At 73.5% G+C, this 20,630-nt stretch carries 11 protein-coding genes; 3 read left to right on the plus strand and 8 right to left on the minus strand.

The features are described 5' to 3' along the window. Positions 1-9 precede the first annotated feature (9 nt). Positions 10-1,593: a GMC oxidoreductase gene (locus FGW37_RS04320; protein WP_179079838.1), complete on the plus strand. Its 1,584-nt coding sequence runs from the start codon at positions 10-12 to the stop codon at positions 1,591-1,593. Positions 1,594-1,768: 175 nt separating this feature from the next. Here the strand turns inward: FGW37_RS04320 and FGW37_RS04325 are convergent, their stop codons facing one another. Then, the gene (locus tag FGW37_RS04325) at positions 1,769-2,251 is read right to left on the minus strand and encodes a DedA family protein (RefSeq protein ID WP_179079839.1); all 483 of its coding nucleotides are present in this window, start codon (positions 2,249-2,251) and stop codon (positions 1,769-1,771) included. 309 nt (positions 2,252-2,560) lie between these two features. Here FGW37_RS04325 and FGW37_RS04330 point away from each other — a divergent pair, with 309 nt between their 5' ends. After that, a complete protein-coding gene (locus FGW37_RS04330) occupies positions 2,561-3,022 on the plus strand; it encodes an isoprenoid biosynthesis enzyme family protein (RefSeq protein WP_179079840.1) in 462 nt (153 codons plus the stop codon). 162 nt (positions 3,023-3,184) lie between these two features. On the opposite strand, the gene FGW37_RS04335 is transcribed toward FGW37_RS04330, so the two are convergent. The 6 genes from FGW37_RS04335 to FGW37_RS04360 all read right to left on the minus strand — a co-directional run bounded on the left by FGW37_RS04335 (position 3,185) and on the right by FGW37_RS04360 (position 19,279). Continuing rightward, positions 3,185-4,270 carry a hypothetical protein gene (locus FGW37_RS04335; RefSeq protein WP_179079841.1) on the minus strand — a complete coding sequence of 362 codons (1,086 nt, stop codon included), beginning with the start codon at positions 4,268-4,270 and terminating at the stop codon, positions 3,185-3,187. Between the two features lie 127 nt (positions 4,271-4,397). Then, entirely contained in the window at positions 4,398-5,012 is a 615-nt protein-coding gene (locus FGW37_RS04340) for a hypothetical protein (protein WP_179079842.1), read from the minus strand. A gap of 101 nt (positions 5,013-5,113) precedes the next feature. Further along, positions 5,114-5,773, minus strand: coding sequence for a hypothetical protein (locus tag FGW37_RS04345; RefSeq protein WP_179079843.1), 660 nt, complete (start codon positions 5,771-5,773; stop codon positions 5,114-5,116). Between the two features lie 150 nt (positions 5,774-5,923). Then, positions 5,924-6,688: an acyltransferase gene (locus FGW37_RS04350; protein WP_179079844.1), complete on the minus strand. Its 765-nt coding sequence runs from the start codon at positions 6,686-6,688 to the stop codon at positions 5,924-5,926. 79 nt (positions 6,689-6,767) lie between these two features. Then, entirely contained in the window at positions 6,768-14,606 is a 7,839-nt protein-coding gene (locus FGW37_RS04355; RefSeq protein ID WP_246430265.1) for a MupA/Atu3671 family FMN-dependent luciferase-like monooxygenase, read from the minus strand. Further along, entirely contained in the window at positions 14,603-19,279 is a 4,677-nt protein-coding gene (locus tag FGW37_RS04360) for an MFS transporter (protein ID WP_343067022.1), read from the minus strand. Before FGW37_RS04360 ends, FGW37_RS04355 begins: the two co-directional genes overlap by 4 nt. A 291-nt stretch (positions 19,280-19,570) precedes the next feature. On the opposite strand from FGW37_RS04360, the gene FGW37_RS04370 reads away from it, so the two are divergent. Then, entirely contained in the window at positions 19,571-19,792 is a 222-nt protein-coding gene (locus FGW37_RS04370; RefSeq protein WP_058041396.1) for a response regulator transcription factor, read from the plus strand. A 138-nt stretch (positions 19,793-19,930) separates the two neighbouring features. Here the strand turns inward: FGW37_RS04370 and FGW37_RS04375 are convergent, their stop codons facing one another. Beyond that, on the minus strand, positions 19,931-20,593 hold the full coding sequence (locus tag FGW37_RS04375; RefSeq protein WP_179079845.1) for a DedA family protein: 663 nt from the start codon (positions 20,591-20,593) through the stop codon (positions 19,931-19,933). Positions 20,594-20,630: the final 37 nt, after the last annotated feature.

Raw genomic sequence — 20,630 nt, forward strand, 5'->3', positions numbered from 1 at the left:
GGAGGACTCGTGCCCGACCCACGCCGCCGGGAACTGCTGGGACTGGCCGCCAAAGGGGCGCTCGCCGGCATCACCACTGCCGTCATCGGGCGGCCCGGCAGCCGGGCCTTCGCCGCATCCGCATCACGGACGCACTTCCGCGCCCTGGTGATCGGCTCGGGCTTCGGCGGCTCGGTCACGGCGCTGCGCCTGGGCCAGGCAGGGGTCGACACCCTGGTCCTGGAACGGGGCCGCGAGTGGCCCACCCTCCCGGCCCGGCCCCTGTTCGGCTCGTCCACACGGATCACCGACACGATGTTCTGGTTCCGGCACTGGACCCGCTGGCCCACCCTGCCGCCCGTACCCGTCACTCCGGCACCCGGCGTCATGGAGGTCTCCCAGGAACGCCACCTCGACATCGCGTGCGGAGCGGCCGTCGGCGGTGGCTCGGTGGTCTACACCGGAGTGACGGTCGCCCCGCCCCGGCGGTACTTCGAGAGGCTCTACCCGCCCGGCATCCCGTACGACGAGCTCGTCCGTACCTGGTACCCCGCTGTACGCGCCATGCTGGGCGCCGGCCCGATGCCGAGGGACGTCTACGACTCCGCGCCGTTCACTCACTCCCGGCTGTGGGACCGGCAGATGGCCAACGCGCGGATGAGAACCCACCCTGCCGACTCGACGTTCGACTGGGAAGTCATCCGCCGAGAGCTCGCCCGCACCGTCCAGCCGTCGGCGACCATCGGCGAGTCGGACTTCGGCTGCGGCAACGGGGCGAAGAGGGACCTCACCCGCACCTATCTCCCCGCGGCCCTGGCCACCGGGCACGTGCAACTGCGCGCCCTGCACGAGGTACGGTCCGTCGGCCGCCGGAGCAACGGAACGTACTCCGTCGTCGTGCGGCGGCTGGACGAGCACGGCGCGGACACCGGCATCACCGAATACACCTGCGAGATGCTCTTCCTCGCTGCAGGCACCCTCAACACCAACCGGCTCCTGGTGGCCGCTCGCGAGGAAGGCCGCCTGCCGGACCTGCCGGACACCGTCGGAACCGGGTTCGGGGACAACGGGGACCAGGCGAACCTGCGCTCCCAGCCCCTGGAGCCCATCGGCCCCGTCCAGGGCGCTCCCTGCGCGTCCACCGCCTTCCTGCACACCGGGTTCGGCCTCCCGCTCCGCGTCGAGAACTGGGTGCTGTCCGGCTCCGCCTCCCTGCCGGCGACCGCCACGTTCGCCGTGACGGTGGACACCGACCACCGGGGCACCTTCCGGTACGACCCGTCGAGCCGCCGGGTGGTGCTGGCGGACTGGACGAAGGAGAAGTCGGCCGCCGCGGCCCGGGCGACGCTCGCCTACAGCACCCGGGTCATCGAGGCCAACCCGGGGAGCCTGCCGGTAACGGCCAATAACCTCCACCCCTTCACCGGCCACCCCGTCGGCGGCTGTGTCATCGGCCGTTCCACGGATCTCCACGGCCGGATCAAGGGCTGCAAGGGCCTGTACGTCATGGACGGATCGCTGCTGCCGGGAAATGTCGGCGGCGCCAACCCCTCGCTGACCATCGCCGCCATCGCAGAACGCGCCGTCGCAGGAATCATCACGGCGGGCGGATGAAGGCGGACGACAGGCCGGGCAGACGGGAGAGCAGACCCTGTGCGTGGCAGGCGATCTTCGCCCCGTGATCCTCAGCAGCACCCCGGACACCGAGTGATTACAGAACGTAACCGCCGAGGAGGGCTGAGACCGCGCGTACATCTCCTGCCGCGGCGCCCGCCCTCGCGGGACGAGCTCACGAATCCTCGGCCACGGTGTCGCCGGAGGACAGCGCCGCCCTTCTTCTGCGGTACACCACCACCCCGCACACCGCGAGGAGGAGGACGGCCACGGCGGATACCCCGAGGGCCGTCCGCTCGGCGAAGAGCTTTCCCAGCACTTCGAACACGCCGAGCCCCACGGTCGCGTAGATCAGCGCCCAGGCCGCTCCGCCCCCGAACAGGGCGGGGAGGTAGCGCGGCAACGGCATACGCATGCTGCCCGCGAGGAAGTTGGCGGCGGTCTGGAAACCGACGGTCAGGAAGGAAACGGCCACCACCGGCGCGCCCCACCGCTGGATCGCCCGCTCGGCGCGCCGGAACTTCGCCGAGGAGATCCGCCCGGCGAGCCTGCTGCGCCGGGCACCGGCGCCGGCGAGCCACCCGACGGCGAACGTCCCTCCGGCGCGGAGCAGGACGATGACGTACAAGGCTCCGGCGGTTAGCGCGATCTTATCCACGATGCCTCGTCCCGGGCGCCGGGCCGGAACCCGCGTCCCCCGTCACCCGCATGGGCGTCCCGTCCCGGCGGGCGCACGACGCGCACAAGCCCGGCCACCGTCTCTCACCTGCGCCCTGCCTCTGCCCGTTCCGTCCTCTGGTCCACACCTGCGGCACCGAAACCCGAATCTGCACGCCGGCACGCCAGGCAAGGCCAGCCTAACCGAACGCACGCACGCGGCGGGGGCCTCGCTCTGACTGATCGCCCCTCCACCGCCCCCGGGGAGCGACTTTCGAGCTTCGAAGTTGTCCAGCTCTCGTGACGGCCTGTGACCAGACTGCCAGTCTCCTCGGAATGGGATCGTCTCGGCCATGCCCGGAACCTCCGAACCGTCCACGGCGCCGCAGGACACCACGCAGGCTCCCGGCTTTCGCCCGACCCTCAAGGGGCGGAGTGGCACACCCGCCAGTGGCTGGTCGACCAGCAGCTGTGCGATGAGGCCGCGCGCATCAGCAACAGCTCTCACGTCTTCGGTCATCTGGCCGCCTACGCGTACCCATCCGCCGGCGAGGAGGTCCTGCATGTCGCGGCGGACTGGATGACCTGGCTCTATGCCCTCGACGACGGCTTCGTCGACGAGTCCCGGCCCAGCCCCGTCACGGTCACCACCCAGACCGCCGCGCTCTTACGGGTGATGGACGGCGGGCCTGCCGCCACCCCGCTGGCCCGCGCTCGGGCCTGGCCCTGCGCGTCCAGGCATCGGCGGACTACACCTGCCTCGCTCTCGTAGAGCCGGCCTGCGGAGGACCGGAACTGGCCGGCCGGCAGCTGCACCACCCGCACGTCCAGGCCCTCACCGCCCACGCGGCCGCGAAACCCGGCGGCGAGGAATGGACTGGACCTGCGATCCTAGGGATACCCGTATGAGGTGGCCTCCACCGAATAACGCCCGCTAGGACCGCGTCGCCCTCCTGCACTCGCCCCCGGAGGACTCGCCCTGCCCGACCGGCGCGCTGCGGTCGTACGGGTCGACCTCCGTGCCGGTCCCGTCCACCCGGCGGTCCGTGCCGAAGGGCGGGGTGAAGTAGCCCGTGGGGGCGCCGCAGCCGCCGTTGGTCATGTCGTACTTGTACGAGACGATCGAGAACGTGCCCGGCTCGGTGAGCACCTTGTCAGGGTCGTCCCAGCTCAGGACCAGCTCGCGCCGGACGATCGTGCGCACGATCTCGTCGTCGCCGCCCGCGTCCGCGCGGGTGACCGGGTAGACGAAGGTGACGTCGGCGGTCACCTGGAGCGCGCCGCGCTCGCCCTCACGGTAGGTGAGCCCGCCCCGGGTCTTCACGATGTCGCCGACCAGGCGGGTGCGGGAGGGCTGGAAGCGGCTGAAGAGGAGGAGGGGGTCGTTCTTCTCGCTCGGCGTTCGGAAAGCGGTTTTCAGCAGGCCTTGGACGTCCTTCTGGTGCGGGTTGATCAGTGCGATCGCCTTCTCGGGGTGCTCGCCCCGCAGCACCCCGCGGTCCAGGCCGGACGCGAGGAGGAAGTCCCGGCTGCGGGCGAGAGCCCGTTCGACCTCGGCCGCGCTCATCCAGCCCACCGCCGCGGCCTTCGGCACGGTGATCCCCGCTGCTCCGCTCGCCCAGCTCGCCGCCGGCGAGCCACGGAACGGCTCGTCCGGTGTGGGGCGCCGGGCCGCCTCCGCCGGGGATACCTGGGCCGGGCGGGCCGCCGGCGGCGGGGAGTCAGCACCGGCGAACAGGTCCACCACCCGCCCCGGCGCGAGCGCCACCACCAGCAGCACCAGCAAGGCCGGCAGCCCGGCCACGTACCAGCCCGTGCGCCGCTCGGGCCGCGCGGGCGTGTGGCTGCGCCGGCCCTCCATGCCACGGCCGGGCTCCGCGCGCAGCCGCTTTGCCACGTCGCGGGCCCGCGCCGACGGCTCCTTGGGCGCGTCGGCGGCACCCGCCACCGACTCGCGCAGAAACCGCTCCCACTCCTCGTCGGACCTGGACGAGCCGTCCGGCTCCGTACCCGCTCCCATCCCCAACCCCCTGGCCATCAGTAGTCCGCAGCCCGCTCCCCGGGAACGCGTCCGCATGATGACACAGAGCGCTGACAGTGAGGCCGGCCGGGCGGATCCAGGATGCGCCCCGGTCAGCGACGGGCACTCAGCGATAGAGCACGAAGTCCGCGACGCGCCAGGGCTGGAGCCCCGGCTCGGTCAGCGTCGCCACTCCCGCGTAGACGCCCGGCCGCACTTCCCGCAGCCAGTCGGTGACCAGTCCGCCCATGTCGTGCGGATGGACGACGCGGACGGCCCGGCGGCCGTCGTCCGGATAGGCGGCATATCCGACCTCGCCCCGGATCACCCGCAGGCCGGGGCCGACGTTCTGGTACAGGTGCCCGCCGCGCCCGTCGGTGCGGAAGTCCTTGCCGTGCCACACCGCACCGGCCAGCAGGCCGAACGCCCGGTCGGTGACCGGCAGTCCGCACGCGCTGCACCTCAGCGCCTGACCGCGCATGGGCCCGTCAGGCATGCGGCCCGCGGGAGCCCGTGCGAAGAGCGCATCGAACGAGCTCTGGTCGCACCGCTTGAGCTCCTCGGCGGCCCGCTCGCCGTCACTGCGCACCACGCACGGCCCCGCGGCAGCCTCGCCGGGCGGCGTCGCAGCGTGGGAGGACCCCGCCGGAAGGGACAGCGCGAGCGCGGCCCCCAGGGCGAGGGACAGCGCACGAGGGAAGCGGTACCGCTGAGCCGGGCGGGTGAGACGTGTGATGTTCATATCCAGGACAACGGCTTCAGGGGCGGCACGATACGGGCGGACGGAGGGGGCGCGTACTTGCGCGTCCCGGCGGCCGGGCGGGTGGCCGGCCGGGCGGACGTTCAGCCGGCTGTGGCCGTCGGCACCCGGCCCAGCTCGGCCTGTCGCAGACGCTTCGCCTGCATCTGAGCCAGGGACAGCAGGACCTGGGCACTGTCCGGGTTCTTCTCCGAGTCCTGATACGTCAGGACGGCGATGACGGTGCCCACGCGTACGGTCATCGCGATGCTCGGGTCGGCGTAGGCGGCCCGCGGCTTGGCGTAAGCCAAGCTTTCGTCGCCGACTTTCGGCATGGAAACCTCAGAGGCAGCGCTCGGCTTGTTCCCATGCCGGTTCTTGAAGGCGGTGCCGGCCACCTCCCGGTCGGGATAGGCCGACAGATACCAGTCCACGCTGCCGGAGTCACCGGGTGCCCTGTACTGCACCGTGCCATGGCTCCATTGCAACCAGCAGTCCTTGGGACCTCCCTCCTTCGGACACCGCTTCTCCCGGGGCACATCCCGGGCGTTCAGTTGCGTAATTCCCGTCTTCCAGCCCACCGGCATGCTCTGCAGATCCGGCAGGGCCTTTCTCAGCGCCTCGGCGTCGAGCACTGTGCCGGGACCGGTGCCGAGGCCTCCTTCCCGCGCGCCACTCACAGGACCGGCCCCCTCGTGGGGAACCGCCTGACCGCCGCCGCATCCGGCCACCGACACCATCAACCCGGCCGCCAGCACCCACACGCGAGAGCGTGATCCACGCCAAAAGTGACGCACGAGCCCCCCTTCCAGCTCTCCGTCTCAAACGTGGAGCCGAGCATAGAAGGCCCGGCCCTCCGCTGAACGATCAACCCCCGCGCAGGAAAATGGTCAACGGCCGGTCGCGGCCCCCGGCTAGGGCCCGTCCGGTGACGGCGGCAGTTCTGCGAGTGCTTTGAGCTGTTCCGCCGTCATCTCCGACGGAATCGGTACCGGAGGGGCCGTCCGCAGCGGCGGGATCCAGCCCGTCTCGGGCTCCCAGCGTCGTACGACCTTCGCCGGTGCGCCCGCGACCACCGCGTGGTCCGGGACCTCCCCGCGGACGACGGAGCCCGCGGCGACCACCACGTTCCGGCCGAGGCGTGCGCCGGGCAGTATCACCGCGCCGGTGCCCAGCCAGCTGCCGGAGCCTATGGTGACGGGCGCGCTGCGCGGCCACTGCCTGCCGATGGGCTGGTGCGGGTCGTCGTAGGAGTGGTTGTCGCTGGTGACGTAGACGTACGGGCCGCAGAAGACGTCGTTGCCGAAGGTCACCGGCTGCGAGGCCACGACGTGGCTGCCCCGGCCGAGGACCACGCCGTTGCCGAGCCGGAGCACGGGGTCGGGCCCGAGGTCGAGGTCCGGCATCATCCCGGCGGTGAGCGTGACCTGCTCGCCGATGATGCAGTGGTCGCCCAGCTCGATCCAGCGCTCGCCGAAGACCGTGCCGAGCGGGAAGGCGATCCTGGTCGCCGTGCCGATCCGGCCGAAGCGGTACGGACCCGGCCGCTCGGCGGTCACCGCGCCGGCCTGCTGGATCCACCGCCAGCCGCGGTGGACCGCGCGGGACGCGGCACGACGCCCCCACGCCCGCAGGGCGGTGGAGGCGTCGGAAGAGAACGTGTTCCGGTTCTTCGGCACCCGGACACGGTAGTCGGCCGGGTGCCGGCCGGCCGCCGGGGTGACCTGTGATCTTCACCCCACCGGCCGGCCGTGCGCATCAGCCCGCGAGGGCCGCCCGGACCTCCTCGCGCAGCAGCTCGACGTAGTCGCGCATCCAGCCTTCGACGGTCTCCCGGTCCCACAGGTCGGACGAGTACTCGGCCATCCCCGCGAGCACGTCGCCCGCCGGGACGAGCCCGAGGGTGAGCTCCGCCCGGGAGGCGGCGGGCGCGAGGTCCTCGACGGCCACGGTCAGCCCCGGCATCTCGATGTCGGTCTCCAGCGAGCTCTGGTACGCGAAGCCGACCGCGAGCCGGTCCGGCATGTCCACCCCCTCCCGCTGCATCAGGGGGGCGAGGCGCCGCGGCGGCAGGAGCTCGTCGATGCACTCCACGGACGTACGGGCGACCCGGTCCGTCAGCGCCGCGAACGACGCCGCCTCGCCGTCGCGCACCCGCAGCGCGAACCCGGAGGTCGTACAGGCCACGAGCGACTCGAACTCGCGCCGCTCGCGGTTGGCGTAGGAGATGCTGAACACGACGTCGGACTGGCCGGACTTGCGGGCCATCAGCCGGCCCAGCGCCGCCACGGTGACCACGTAGGGCGTGGTGCCCCTGCTCCGCGCCAGGCGCTCCACGTCCGCGCGCACGTCGGCGGGCACCGTGAACATCACGGCGCCGCCCCGCCCGCTGGCCTTCTCCGGTCGCGGCCGGTCCAGCGGGAGGTCGATGCCGAACGGCACGCCGTCCAGCTCCCGCCGCCAGAACTTCAGCTTGCGCTCGTCGGCGGCGGGGTCGGCGTGCTCGCGCTGCCAGCGCGCGTACGCGCCCGGCTGCAGCGGCTCGGGCGCCGGCCCGTCGGGCAGGCCCTGCGCGGCGGCGCCGTAGAGCGCGGCCAGCTCCTTCAGCAGCAGGCTGACGGCCCACCCGTCGCACACGGCGTGGTGCAGGACGAACAGCAGCACCCAGGTGCGCTCGCCGGCCCGCAGCAGGCGCAGCCGCGGTCCCGCTCCGGCGGCGAGGTCGAACGGAGCCTCGGCGGCCTCGGCGGCGATCCGCTCCAGCCCCGCCTCGCGCTCCCCCGCGGGCAGCCCGCTCAGATCCTCGACGGGCAGGTCGACGGGCCGGGCGGGCAGCATCTCCTGCTGCCAGTCGTCGTCGCCCGCCGGGACGATGCGGGTGCGCAGGCCCTCGTGCCGTGCGACGAGCCGGGTCAGGGCGGTGCGCAGTGCCGCCACGTCCAGGTCGCCGGTGAGGGTCAGGCGCATGGCGACGTTGAACACCTGCGGGAGGGGATGGCCGAGCTGGCCCGTGACGAAGCGGATCTGCTGCTCGGTGGCGGGGGCCCGGTGCTCTACGGCGTCGCCGAAGACCACTCCCGATTCCGTGTCCGTGTCCTTCTCACGCGACGGCGACCCCGACAGGAAGGCGGCCATGGCCCGCAGGGTCGGCTCCTCGTAGAAGCGCACCATCGGGTACTCGGTGCCGAACTCCTCGCGGGCCCGGTTGACCAGCCGGATCGCGGTGATGGAGTGACCGCCGAGGTCGAAGAACGAGGCGTCGGGGGCGATGCCGCCGGCGTCGGTGCCGAACTCCGCGGCCCACAGGGCGCGCAGCCGCCGCTCGACGTCGCTCCCGGGTGCGGGCGCTGCAGAGGCGGAAGGGGCGGCGGGTGCAGCAGGCGCGGCAGGTACGGCGGGTGCTGCAGTGACGAGGTCCGGTACCGGCAGGCCCGCGCGGTCCAGCTTGCCCGCCGCCGTCACCGGCAGCGCGGCCAGGACCGTCCAGGCGCGCGGCACGAGGTACTCGGGCAGGCGCTCGGCCAGGGCGTCGGCCATCAGGTCGGCGAACGCCTGCCGGTCGTCGGCTCCGTCGCCGACCGGGTCGGCGGGGACGGTGAAGGCGGCGAGGTACGCCTCGCCCCGGCCGTTGCGGCGCGCCAGGACGACGGCCTCGCGCACTCCGTCCAGGGCGTTGAGCGCGCGGGAGACCTCCTCCGGCTCGACGCGGTAGCCGCGGATCTTCACCTGGTCGTCGGTGCGGCCGCGGAACTGCAGCCTGCCGTCGGCGGTCCAGCGCACGAGGTCGCCCGTGCGGTAGAGCCGGGCGTCCGGACCGCTGTCCGGGCCGCCGTCCGCGCACCCGTCGGGGTCGGGCAGGAAGCGTCCTGCGGAGGCCTCGGGCCGGTGCAGGTAGCCGCGGGCCACGCCCGGTCCGCCGACGTACAGCTCCCCCACCGCGCCGACCGGGACCGGCGCGCCGGACTCGTCCAGGACGCGCAGGCGCACATTGTCGACGGGGCGGCCGATCGCGATCTCCTCGCCGCCGGACTGCGGGCCGGGGGCGACCGTCTCGACGGTGCACAGCACGGTGACCTCGGTGGGCCCGTAGACGTTGACGACCTCGTACGGCGTGCCGGGGCGCGGCCGGGTGCGCATCACGTCACCGCCCAGGAGCAGGTGGCGCAGCGGCGGCTGGTCGTCCGGCGCGACCTGCAGCACGGTCTCGCCGAGGGCCGTCGGCAGGATGGTGAAGGTGACCCCTTGAGCGGCGTACCAGCGGGCGAGGGCGAGCGGGTCCTTGCGGACGGCGTCGCCGGCGACGGTGACCGAGGCCCCCGCGGTCAGCGCCGGCCAGATCTCCATGACCGAGGCGTCGAAGCTCTGGCTGCAGACGACGGCGCTGCGGTCGGCGGCGGTGAAGCCGAAGCGCCGGTGCTGCCACGCGCACAGGTCGGTGACGGCGCGGTGGGGCACGGCGACGCCCTTGGGCGTGCCGGTGCTGCCCGACGTGTAAATGACGTAGCAGAGGGACTCGCCGTCCGTGGCGGGCGCCACGGATGCCGGGCCGGCCGGGGTTCCGGCCGGGACGTCGTCGGGGGTGACGACGGTGAGGCCGTCCGGAAGGCGGAGGTCCGCCGCCTGGTCGTGCGTGGACACCAGGGTGCGGGCACCGGACTCGGCGAGCACCGTCTCGGCGCGGTAGCGGCCGAGTGCGGGGTCCAGGGGCACGTACGCGCGGCCGGACTTGAGCGCCGCGAGCATGGCGACGACGAGTTCGGCGGAGCGCGGCAGCCACAGGGCGACGGGGGCGCCGTCGCCGCCCCGCTCCCGGAGCACGGCGGCGAGTTTCCCGGCCCGCTCCTCCAGCTGACGGTAGGTCAGGACGGTGTCGCCGTCGATCACGGCGGTGGCGCCGGGTGCCGCCGCGGCCTGCCGGGCGACCAGCTCGTGGACGGTGCCGGCCGCCGCAGTCCGCACCGGGCCGTCCTGCCAGGCGGCCGGTACGGGGTCGCCGGGGGCGGCCGTCGCGGCCAGCCGGGACAGCGGGGCCTCCGGCGCCTCGACGGCGGCCGCGAGCAGGTCCCGGAAGGTGCCGAAGAACCGCTCGGCGGTCTCCGGCTCGAACAGGTCGGTGTTGTACTCCAGGTGGCAGCGGATGCCCTGCGGCTGGTCCGTGAAGTAGACGGTGAAGTCCGTCAGGGCCTTGTCCGGGCCCGCGTCCAGCGGCGTGGCCCGCACCCCGGGCAGCTCGAAGCGGAAGGGCTCGCTGCTCTGGAACTCGGCGAGGACCTGGAAGACGGGAGTGCGGTCCAGGACGCGCGGCGGCGCGAGCTCGCGCACGACCGCCTCGAAGGGCACGCCCGCGTGGTCGTACGCGTCGAGGGCGCGGCCGCGCACGCGGTCCAGGAGCGCCGCGAAGGACGGGTCGCCGGAGAGGTCGAAGCGCAGGGCCAGGGTGTTGACGAAGAACCCGAGGAGGTCCTCGGCGCGCTGCGGGCGGTCCGAGATCGGGGTGCCGATGACGATGTCGTCCTGCCCGGTGACCCGGTGCAGCATGGCCGCGTAGCCGGCGAGCAGGGTCATGAACAGGGTGCCGCGGCGGGCCCGGCTCAGCTCCCGCAGCCGCGTGGAGAGCTCCGGGTCCAGGGTGCGGAAGACGGCCCTGCCGTTGGACGTCATCACCGCCGGGCGCGGCCGGTCGGTGGGCAGGTTCAGGGCGGGCAGGTCGCCGCCGAGCGTCTCGCGCCAGTAGGCCAGGTCCGCGGCGGCCTCCGGCCCCTCCAGGGCGGCGGCCTGCTCGCGGGCGTACTCGGCGTAGCTCCACGTCAGGTCGGGCAGGCCGAGCTCGGTGCCGTCGCGCCAGGCGCGGTAGAGGGCGGACAGGTCCCGGGTCAGGACGGTCGCGGAGGCCGCGTCGACCACGATGTGGTGGAGGGACAGCACGAGGACGTGCGCGTCGTCGGCGAGCTTCACCAGCCGCGCGACGAACAGGGGGCCTTCGGCGAGGTCGAAGCGGCGGGCGCTCTCGGCCGCCAGGGTCTCCTGCACCGCCGCCTCGCCCCGCCCCGTGCCGTCCACGACGGTGAAGTCGGGCTCGGCGGGGGCCCGTACGACCTGGCGCGGCTCGTCGCCGGTCTCCCGGAAGACGGTGCGCAGGCCTTCGTGGCGGGCCACCAGGCCGCGCAGCGCAGCGCGCAGGGCCGCCACGTCGAGCGGGCCGTCGAGGCGGATCGCCTTGGTCTCGTTGTAGGCGGTGCGTCCCGGAAGCATGCGCTCCAGGAACCAGATCCGCTGCTGGCCCGGCGAGAGCGGGGCGTCCGTGGGGACGGGGGGCGCCGGGGCCGGCACCACGGCCTTGGTCTCGGCCTTGGTCTCGGCCTTGGTCCCGGCCTCGGCCGGGGCCCGGCGGTGGCGGCGGCGCAGCGCGTCGATGTGGGTGAGGCTCGCGCGCAGCTCGTCCGGCGCGACGCCGAAGTCCACGAGCGAGACGATCTCATCGGCGCCGGCCGCGGTCACCGAGTGCACGACGGGCGCGACGCTGTCGACCGTGCCGATCAGCGCCCGCTGGTCGCAGTAGCGGTCGTACGCGCGGCGGAACACCACGTCGAGGTCGTCCTCGCTGAGTGAGGAGAGGTCCACGTTGTGCCCGAGGCTGTTGGTGACACCACCGAACAGCGACAGGGACGCCCGCATGTAGCGCGACAGGGGTTCGTAGGCCTCGGCCCGCGCGACGTCGTGACGGCCGGCGAGGTAGGTGTGCATCAGGACGGCCACGCGCCCGGCGGCCGGGTCCAGGCCGTGCTGCTCGCGGGTGCGGCGGTAGAGCGCGACGTTCTCCGCGAGCTGTTCGACGCTCTGCGTCATCAGGTTGGTGACGATGCCGAGGTCGTGGCGGGCCGCCAGCTCGAAGGAGGCCGGGTTGCCGACCACGGCGGTGTACATGGGCGGGGCGCCCTGAACGGGCCGCGGGAAGAGCCGCACGTCGGCCTCGCCGTCCCCGGTCGTCCGGCGCAGCGCCTCGCCCCGCCAGAACCGCCGCACCTGCTCCAGCTGCTCGTACATCGCCTCCTTGTGCCGGCCGAAGCGCTCGGGGAAGAAGACGAAGTCGTTGGCGTGCCAGCCGCTGGCGATGCCGATGCCGACGCGGCCCCCGGAGAGGTTGTCCACCATCGACCACTCCTCCGCGACCCGGATCGGGTCGTGGAGCGGCAGGACGACGGACCCGGCGTTGAGCCGGATGCGCGAAGTCTCCCGGGACAGGGCGGCGGCGAGCACGGCGGGATTGGGAAAGAGCCCGCCGAAGGAGTGGAAGTGCCGCTCGGGCATCCACAGAGCGTGGAACCCGTTCCGGTCCGCGAACCGCGCGGTCTCCAGGAGCAGCTCGTACTTGCCCTCGCGGGGCGCGGCGCCGCCGTCGGCGGCGTCGGCGTCGGCGTCGGCGTCCTGCGGGTAGTCGCCGAAGAAGTAGACACTGAAGTCCGGCGTACGGGGGGTTGCCTGCGGCGCGGCCGCTACGGGCCTCGGCTCCGGCGTGCCCGGTGCGGTGGCCGCGGCCGCGTTCCAGGCCATGGCGGCCACGCGCCGCTCCGGCTCTCCGGAGGTGTCGGCACCTGGGGCTGCCTGTCGCCCGGGCCCGCCCGGGTTCTGAAGGCCGGAGGCCTGTTGCTTTACAGGCGCGCCTGACTCCCGCAGGCCGGAATCCCCTCCCCTCTTAAGCCCGTCCGGCGTTTGAGGACCGGGGTCCGGGGCGGAGCCCCGGGGCGGTGCGGCCGGGGCCGGCGCCTTCGCGGCTACGGTGACCAGGTCCGCCAAGGACGCGTCCACAGACGCGCCCCGCGCCGCCGCGCGGGCACCCGGAAAGAAGCCCGCCCCCCGAAGCTCCCGCAGGGACCCCTTCACCGCGTCCGCGATGAACTCGAGGTCGCCGTCCGAGTGCGCGGTGGAGAGGAAGAAGTTCCGCCACTCCCACACGTGCACGCCGCGCAGCATCAGGTGGTGGTACAGGAGCTCCATGTCCGCACGGTGGTCGAAGCGGAACTGCGAGCCGAAGTGGCTCATCCGCAGCGGGAACTCCTCCGCCTCGAAGAAGGCGTTGAGCGTCGCGGCCAGCTCACCGGTGCGGGCGTTGAGCCGCTCCTGCAGCAGCGGGCTGTGCTCCTTGAGGTGCGTGAGGACGGCGCGCGCGGCGACCATCGACACCGGGTGCTGGATGTACGTGCCGCCGAAGAAGGTCGTGTCCGCGGGCGGGTAGCTGTTGTCGCCGTAGGACCAGTAGCCGCCGTCGACGCCGTCCATGATGTCGGCGCGGCCGGCGATGGCCCCGATGGGGAAACCGCCGCCGAGCAGCTTGCCGTAGGTGGCGAGGTCGGGCGTGACGCCGTACAGCTCCTGGGCGCCGCGGAGCGCGGGGCGGAAGCCGGTCAGCATCTCGTCGAACATGAGGACGATGCCGAGGCGGGCGGTCAGCTCGCGCAGCTTCCGTACGAACTCGACGGGCTGCAGCTCGGGATGCCGGCTCTGCACGGGCTCGATGATGACCGCGGCGATGTCCCCGGCCTGCTGCGCGATGGCCTCCAGGGACGCGTCGCTGCCGTATTCCAGGACGATCAGGTCCGAGACGGCGCTGTCCGGGATGCCGCGGGAGACGGGCACGGTGACCCGGGCCTCCGGGCCGCCCGAGGAGCGGCCGAGGACGGTGTCGGCGTGGCCGTGGTACGCGCCGAGGAAGGTGACGATCTTGTTGCGGCCGGTGGCGGAGCGGGCGAGGCGGATCGCCGCGGAGTTCGCCTCCGTACCGGAGTTGGCGAACGCCACGCGCTCCATGCCCGTCATCCCGGCCAGCAGCTCGGCGGCTTCGCCGGTCTCGGCGTTGCGGGGGCCGAGCTGGATGCCGCGGGTGAGGTGCTCGCGCACCGCCTCGCTGACGAAGGCCGGCTCGTGCCCGAAGAGGAGCACGCCGAAGCCCATGGTGATGTCGACGTACTCGTTGCCGTCGACGTCCTGCAGGCGGGCGCCGCTCGCCCGGCGGCCCGCGATGGGGTAGAGCATCTCCTTCGTACCACTGCGGAAGCCCACGACGGCGCGGCTGTCGGCGAGGACCCGGCGGTAGCGCTGGGCGATCTGCTTGGAGGTCGGCGTCTTGGCGGTGTAGCGGCGCACGAGGTCGTCGAGGTGGCCCTGCTGGGAGCGGGGGGCGCCGCCCTGGACCATGCCGGAGGCGCGCGAGACGGTCACCCGGGGGCCGTGGACGCGCCGCGGCGCGGCGTCCTGCTCCGCGGCCGCCACGGCACCCGGGGCCGAATCGCTCGGGGCCACCGGGACGGGCGGCTCGCCCGCGGCCACCGGATTCCCCGCGCCCGCCCGCGTGCCTGCGACCGCCGGCGTTCCTGTGCCAGGTGCATTCTCCGGCGCCACCGCCAGGTCCTCGCCGCCCCCCGGCGCTGCCGGGACAGGTGGCCTGTCCACGGCCGCCGGTTTCTCCGTGCCCGGCGACGTCCCGTACGGCGGGCTGCCCGCCGGTCCGCCGCCGATCTGCTCGGCGATGCGCCGCGAGAGCTCGGTCATGGCGGCGAGGTCCTGTTCGAGGGCCGCGGAGGCGGCGTCCAGGCCGGTCACTGGGCCACCTTGCCGTTGAGGCGGACCGTCGCGGCGGCGGTCTGCAGGGACAGCAGCTGGGAGAGCTGGGACATCATCTGCAGCTGTATCTGCGATATCTGCTGCAGCTTGTGGGCGAGGTCCTCCAGCTCCCGGCGCGTCGCGTACTCGGGTGCGGCGGCGGACGGGGCCACGGGCTCGGGCGCGGCGGGCCACTGCCCGGCGGCGGGCTGCTGCGCGACCGGCTGCTCAGCCACGGGCGGTACGGGTGGCACCGGCGCCACGGGCGGCGCGGCGGGCGCCGCAGCGGAAGCGGCCGCAGCGGGCGCGGCCGCCGCCCCGGGGGCCTGCCCCGGCATCCGGCCGGCGATGAGCTCCGCGAGCCGCCGCGGCGTCCCGGTCTCCTCGAACAGCTCCCGCATCGAGACCTTGACCCGGTGCTCCTGCTCCAGCTCGCGCAGGACGCTGATCATCTGCAGCGAGTCGGCGCCGAGGTCGAAGAAGGAGGTCTCGCCGGTGATGGCGTCCGGGTCGTGGCCGAGATGCCGGGCGGTGGACTCGATGATGCTTCGGACGACCCGCTCGACCGCTGCCTCGTGCTGTACCACTGTGGCTCCATCTGTCGCTGGTGTTCCGGTACGTACGGCCGTCAACTCCGGCCCTGTCCAGTAGTCCTCGTGCTGGAATCGGTATCCCGGCAGCGGGATCCTGCGGCCGCCGCAGCCGGTGAGCAGCGGCCGCCAGTCCAGGTCCGCGCCCGCGCAGTGCAGGCCCGCCGCAGCGCCCCACAGCGTGCCGAGGCCGGTGCCGCGGCGGAGCGAGGGCAGCGCGGGCACTCCGGGCAGGGCCCGGCGCGCCAGGCCGCTGAGCGTGGTGTGCGGGCCGATCTCGACCAGTGCTGCGGGCGCCGTCCCGCCGATCGTGCGCAGTGCCTCGTCGAAGCGGACGGGCTCCCGGGTGTGCCGCAGGAAGTAGGCGGTGTCCGGGGTCCAGCCGGGCGGGCGGACGGTGCCGTCGAGCCCGCTGACGAAGGGGATCGCCGTCGGCCGGAACGTGACCGTGCCGAGCACCGCCCGGAAGTCCTCCAGCATCGGGTCCATGAGGGCGGTGTGGAAGGCGCGGTCGACCGGCAGGCGTTCGCCCGGCGTGCCGCGCGCTTCCAGCAGCGCGCACACCCGCTCCACCGCTGCCACGGGCCCGGCGAGCACGTGGGAGCGCTCGCCGTTGGCCACGGACAGCTCGGCGCCGGGGACTTCGGCCGCCAGGGCGAGGGCCGCGTCGCGGGTGAGCGGTACGGCCGCCATCGCGCCGGGCGCGCAGAGCCGCTGCATCAGCCGGCCGCGCTCGGCGGTCAGCCGCAGGCCGTCCTCCAGCGAGAGGGCTCCGGCGGCGTGCAGGGCCGCGTACTCGCCGACGCTGTGACCGGTGACGGCCGCGGGGGTGACACCGGCGTCCCGCCACAGCTTGGTCAGGGCGCACTGCAGGGCGAACAGGGCGGGCTGGGCGGTGTCGGTGGGCCAAAGGGGGCCCGCACCCGCGGAACCGGAGCCGGGACCGCGGCCCGGTCCGCCGAGCAGCCCGCCGAGCAGTCCGTCGAGCAGGGAGCCCCCGGTGAGGTCGCGGTAGTGGCGTTCGCAGGCGTCGAGGACGTCCCGTACTTCGGGGAAGCGCCCGTACAGCTCCGCGGCCATGCCCCGGTACGGGCTGGCCTGGCCGGTGAAGAGGAAGGCGGTGCCGGCGGCGTCTTCGCGCGGCGCCGTCCCGGTCGTCACCGCCGCCGTGCCCGTGCCGGCGAGCCAGGCGTCGAGGGCGTCGGCGAGCGCGGCGGGGCCGGTGCCGCGGGCGGCGAGCCGGTGGCGGCGGTGGGTGCGGCCGAGCGCGGCGGTGGTGACGAGGTCGGCCTGCGGGGTCCCGGGGCGTCGCCGCAGGGCGTCGCGGAAGGCGCGGGCGTTGGCGGCCAGCGCCTCCTCGCTGCTGCCGGAGACCAGGAGGACGTCCGGCGGGTCCGCGGCGGCCGCCGGCCGGGGCGCGGGCTCGGGGGCCTGCTCGAGGACGAAGTGGACGTTGGTGCCGCCGATGCCGAGGGAGGTCAGGCCCGCGCGCCGCGGGTGGTCCCCCTCCGGCCACGGCGTGGCCGTGCCGGGGATGTAGAAGGGGCTGCCGTCCAGGGCGAGCAGCGGGTTGGGGGTGGTGAAGTTCGCCATCGGCGGGACGACGCCGTGCTTCAGGACGAGCAGCGTCTTGATCAGGCCTGCCAGGCCGGAGGCCACGTCGAGGTGCCCGATGTTGGCCTTGGTCGAGCCGAGGGCGCAGTAGTGGGTCCGGTCGGTGTCCTGGCGGTAGGCGGCCGCGGCGCCGTCGAACTCGATCGGGTCGCCCTTGAGGGTGCCCGTGCCGTGGGTCTCCAGGTAGCCGATGGTGTCCGCACCGACGCCCGCCCGCTCCAGGGCCCGGCGGATGGCGGCGCACTGGCCGCCCGCGCTGGGGGCGGTGTACGCCTTCTTGTCCGCGCCGTCGTTGGTGACGCCCCAGCCGCGGATGACGCCGTGGACGGTGTCGCCGTCGGCGAGGGCGCGGTCGAGCCGCTTGAGGACGACGGCGGCGACGCCGGTGCCGCCGACGGTGCCGTCCGCGCCCGCGTCGAAGGCCCGCAGCCGGCCGGACTTGGAGAGGATGGAGCCCTTGACGTACTGGTAGCCCAGCACCTGCGGCACGTGGACGGCCGCCGCGCCGGCGAGGGCGATGTCGCAGTCCTCCGCGAGCAGCGCCTGCGCGGCGGTCTGTACCGCCACGAGCGAACTGGAGCAGGCGGTCTGGACGTTGACGGCGGGGCCGGTCAGGCCGAGCCGGTAGGCGGCGCGGGTCGCGGTGAAGTCGGGGGCGTTGCCGGTCACGATCTGCATGCCCGCCATCCAGTTGTCGGCGGGCACGCTCGGCAGGACGTTGTTGAGGAGGTAGTTCTCCAGCGTGTAGAGGTGGTAGCCCGTGGTGGCGTAGACGCCCACCCGGGTGCCGTCGCGCTCTCCCGGGTATCCCGCGTTCTCCAGGGCGTGCTGGGCGCACTCCAGGAACATGCGTTGCTGCGGGTCGGTGAGCCGGGCCTCGCGGGCGCTCATCCCGAAGTGCCGGGCGTCGAAGCCGGTGAGGTCGTCCAGGATCCCGGAGGCGCCGACGAAGCCGGGTGCCTCGTAGCGCTCGGCGGGCACTCCGGCCGCGGCGAGCTCCTCGTCGGTGAAGCGGGTGATGCAGTCCGTCCCGTCGCGGACGACGCGCCAGAGCTGCTCGGGGGTGTCCGCTCCCGGTAACCGGAAGGCCAGTCCGATGACGGCGATGCCCTGGCCGGTTCCTTCGTGGCGCGTGGATGTCATGAGCTGCGGCCTTCCGCCGTGGCTTCCGGCCGTGGATACGTCCGCCGGTGCGTCCGCCGGTGCGCCCCGGACGTCCTGACCGGTCGGCGGCCCGTCCTCCCTCCGGGTGAGCTTGCCGCCGCGTCTGAGGAGCACGGCGAGCAGGGCGACGCACAGGGCGATGGCCAGGCCGTGGAAGGCGGCCACCACCTGCAGCGGCGAGAACGACTCCAGCAGGGCAGCGCTGACGATCATGCCGAGGCCGAAGCCGGTGTTCTCGGCCGAGGCGGACAGCCCGAAGAGGCGGCCGCGCTGGGCGTCGGGGGCGGCCTGGAGCCGGGAGATGTACACGATCTCCGTGAACCCGTCGGCCATGCCGGCCACCAGCGCGGCGATGATGGCCGGAACGGTGGGCAGACCGGTGAAGACCACGATGAATGCCGCCGACATCACGCACGCCCCGAGCGCGAACGCCCGCTCCCCCGGGGTGCGGCCGGTCTTCTTCGTGACCCGGCCGAACAGCTGCTGCGCGACGATGTTGCCGATGGCCCAGGTGGCCCAGAACTGGCTGATGAACGTGGCCGGGTGGCCGGGGTCGAGGCTGTCCGAGTAGATGGGCAGGGCCACGTTGTGGGACGAGGAGCCCAGTCCGTCGACGGCCCGGACGGCGATCATCACCGCGAGCAGGGGCGCCGTGCGCAGCAGCATCCGGGCGAAGCCGCTCGCGGCGTCGCTCGCGGCGCCGGCCCCCTGCTGCTCCGCGCCCGCCTCCGCCGCCGGGTCCTCCGCGGCCGCCCGGGTCCGTACGGGCAGCAGGAACAGGACGGTCGCGGAGATCACGAAGGTGGCGGCGTCCAGCGCGAACGCCGCGGAGTAGCCGAGCTGCGCCACGACCAGGCCGGACGAGGCGAAGCCCGCGATCATGGCGAGCGAGCGGCCGGTGACCAGCAGGCCGTTGGCGCGGGCCCGGTGCTCGGCCCCGACGATCTCCGGCACGCTGCTGCGCAGTGCGACCTGGGAGAGCGTCGAGCAGAACCCGGTGATCACCGCCAGGCCGAAGAGCAGCCCGACCCGGGCCCCGCCGGGCGCGAGCAGCAGGGCGATCAGGGCCAGGGCCTGGGTGAGGTCGGCGCCCACCATGAGCCGCTTGCGGTCACAGGTCGAGACGAGACGCCCGGCCACGAAGCCCGAGAGCACGTTGGTCACCAGGCGGACGGCCATGAAGAGGCCGGCGGTGAGCGCGCTGCCGGTGACGTGGTAAACGAAGACGTTCAGCGCCACCATGTTCAAGTAGCTGCCGTACGCCGAGATTCCGTTGCCGACGACGAGCAGACGGAAGTGCCCCATGCGCGGTCCCCCTCCGCTCGCTCCGGGTTGCGTCGGCGCCGCGGTCGGCGGCGCACGTTCTCACACTCGCCCGGTTCGAAGCAGGGCTGGAGCCACGGAAGTTGGGGACTTGACAGTCGACTTACCGGCGATTAAGAGGCCATTGACCGGTTGGCCACTATTTTTTGCTTGCTTTTAGCCGAGTTCGTGGTTAGATCCATTCAAAAGCGTCGCGCGGGGGGAAGGAACTTCACCCGCGGCCGGCCGCAGGCCACCCATGCCGCGCGGCTCCGCCTGCCCCATGGAGAACCGATGCCCGGCCTCAGCGTCCAGACGGGACCGCCGCGCCTGTCGCCCCGCGAGCGGCAGGTGCTGGCCCACATCGGGGCGGGGCTCACCTACCACCAGACGGCCAGGCGACTCGGTATCAGCGTCCACACCGTCGGCACCTACCTCCGCCGCATCCGCGCCAAACGCCCTGCGCCGACGCTGGCGGATCTCGTACGCCTCAGCATCAGCCAGGACGCGGGCTGAGCGGCCCCCGGGCGCGGGCCGGGAACGCAGAGAACGCAGAGAACGCAGAAAGCCCCCCGGGCCCGCTGCGGGGCCCGGGGGGCTTGGGCGAGGCTCCGGGAAGCCCCGGCGTCACTCGGCGATCAGCCGGCTCGGCGATCAGTCGGCGGCCCGGACCGGCTCCGGCTGGGCGGCGGCGGAATCGGCGGCGTGGGCGGCCCCGGCCTTCTTGGCCTTGATCCGCATCACGATGAACGAGCCCAGACCGAAGAGCACGGCGGCGACCAGACCGAGCCAGGAGAACTTCTTCAGCCACTCCTCGGCCACCTTGCCGACGGAGTAGATCACGGCGACGGTGCCACCGGCCCAGACGATGCCGCCGAGCACGTTGGCGATCAGGAACTTCCAGTACGGCATCTTCAGCACGCCCGCGAGCGGGCCGGCGAAGATCCGCAGCAGGGCGATGAAACGGCCCACGAAGACCGCCCACATGCCCCACTTCTGGAAGGAGCGCTCGGCGGTGGCCACGTGGTGCGGGCCGAAGTGCTTGGGGAACTTCCGGCCGAGCCACTCCAGCAGCGGCTTGCCGCCCTTGCGGCCGATCATGTAGCCGATGGAATCGCCGACGATGGCGCCCGTGATGGCACACGCCGCCAGAACGTACGGATTGATGTGGTCCTGGGTGGCGGCCAGCAGCGTGGCACTGACGAGGACGATCTCACCGGGAAGCGGAATACCCAGGCTCTCCAGCCCGATGACCCCGCCCACCAAGAGGTAGACGGCGATCGCCGGTACCGTTTCGAGCCACTCCTGGATGTGCAACGCCGGTTCCTCCCGTTGACGATCTCTTCCCGGCGTG

Source organism: Streptomyces rectiverticillatus, from assembly GCF_013394065.1.
Lineage (GTDB): Bacteria > Actinomycetota > Actinomycetes > Streptomycetales > Streptomycetaceae > Streptomyces > Streptomyces rectiverticillatus.

Excerpts from the sequence above, each read along its gene's own strand:
- FGW37_RS04340 (WP_179079842.1), bottom strand. The coding sequence starts at position 5,012 with ATGAACATCACACGTCTCACCCGCCCGGCTCAGCGGTACCGCTTCCCT.
- FGW37_RS04370 (WP_058041396.1), top strand. The coding sequence starts at position 19,571 with ATGCCCGGCCTCAGCGTCCAGACGGGACCGCCGCGCCTGTCGCCCCGC.
- FGW37_RS04360 (WP_343067022.1), bottom strand. The coding sequence starts at position 19,279 with ATGGGGCACTTCCGTCTGCTCGTCGTCGGCAACGGAATCTCGGCGTAC.
- FGW37_RS04335 (WP_179079841.1), bottom strand. The coding sequence starts at position 4,270 with ATGGGAGCGGGTACGGAGCCGGACGGCTCGTCCAGGTCCGACGAGGAG.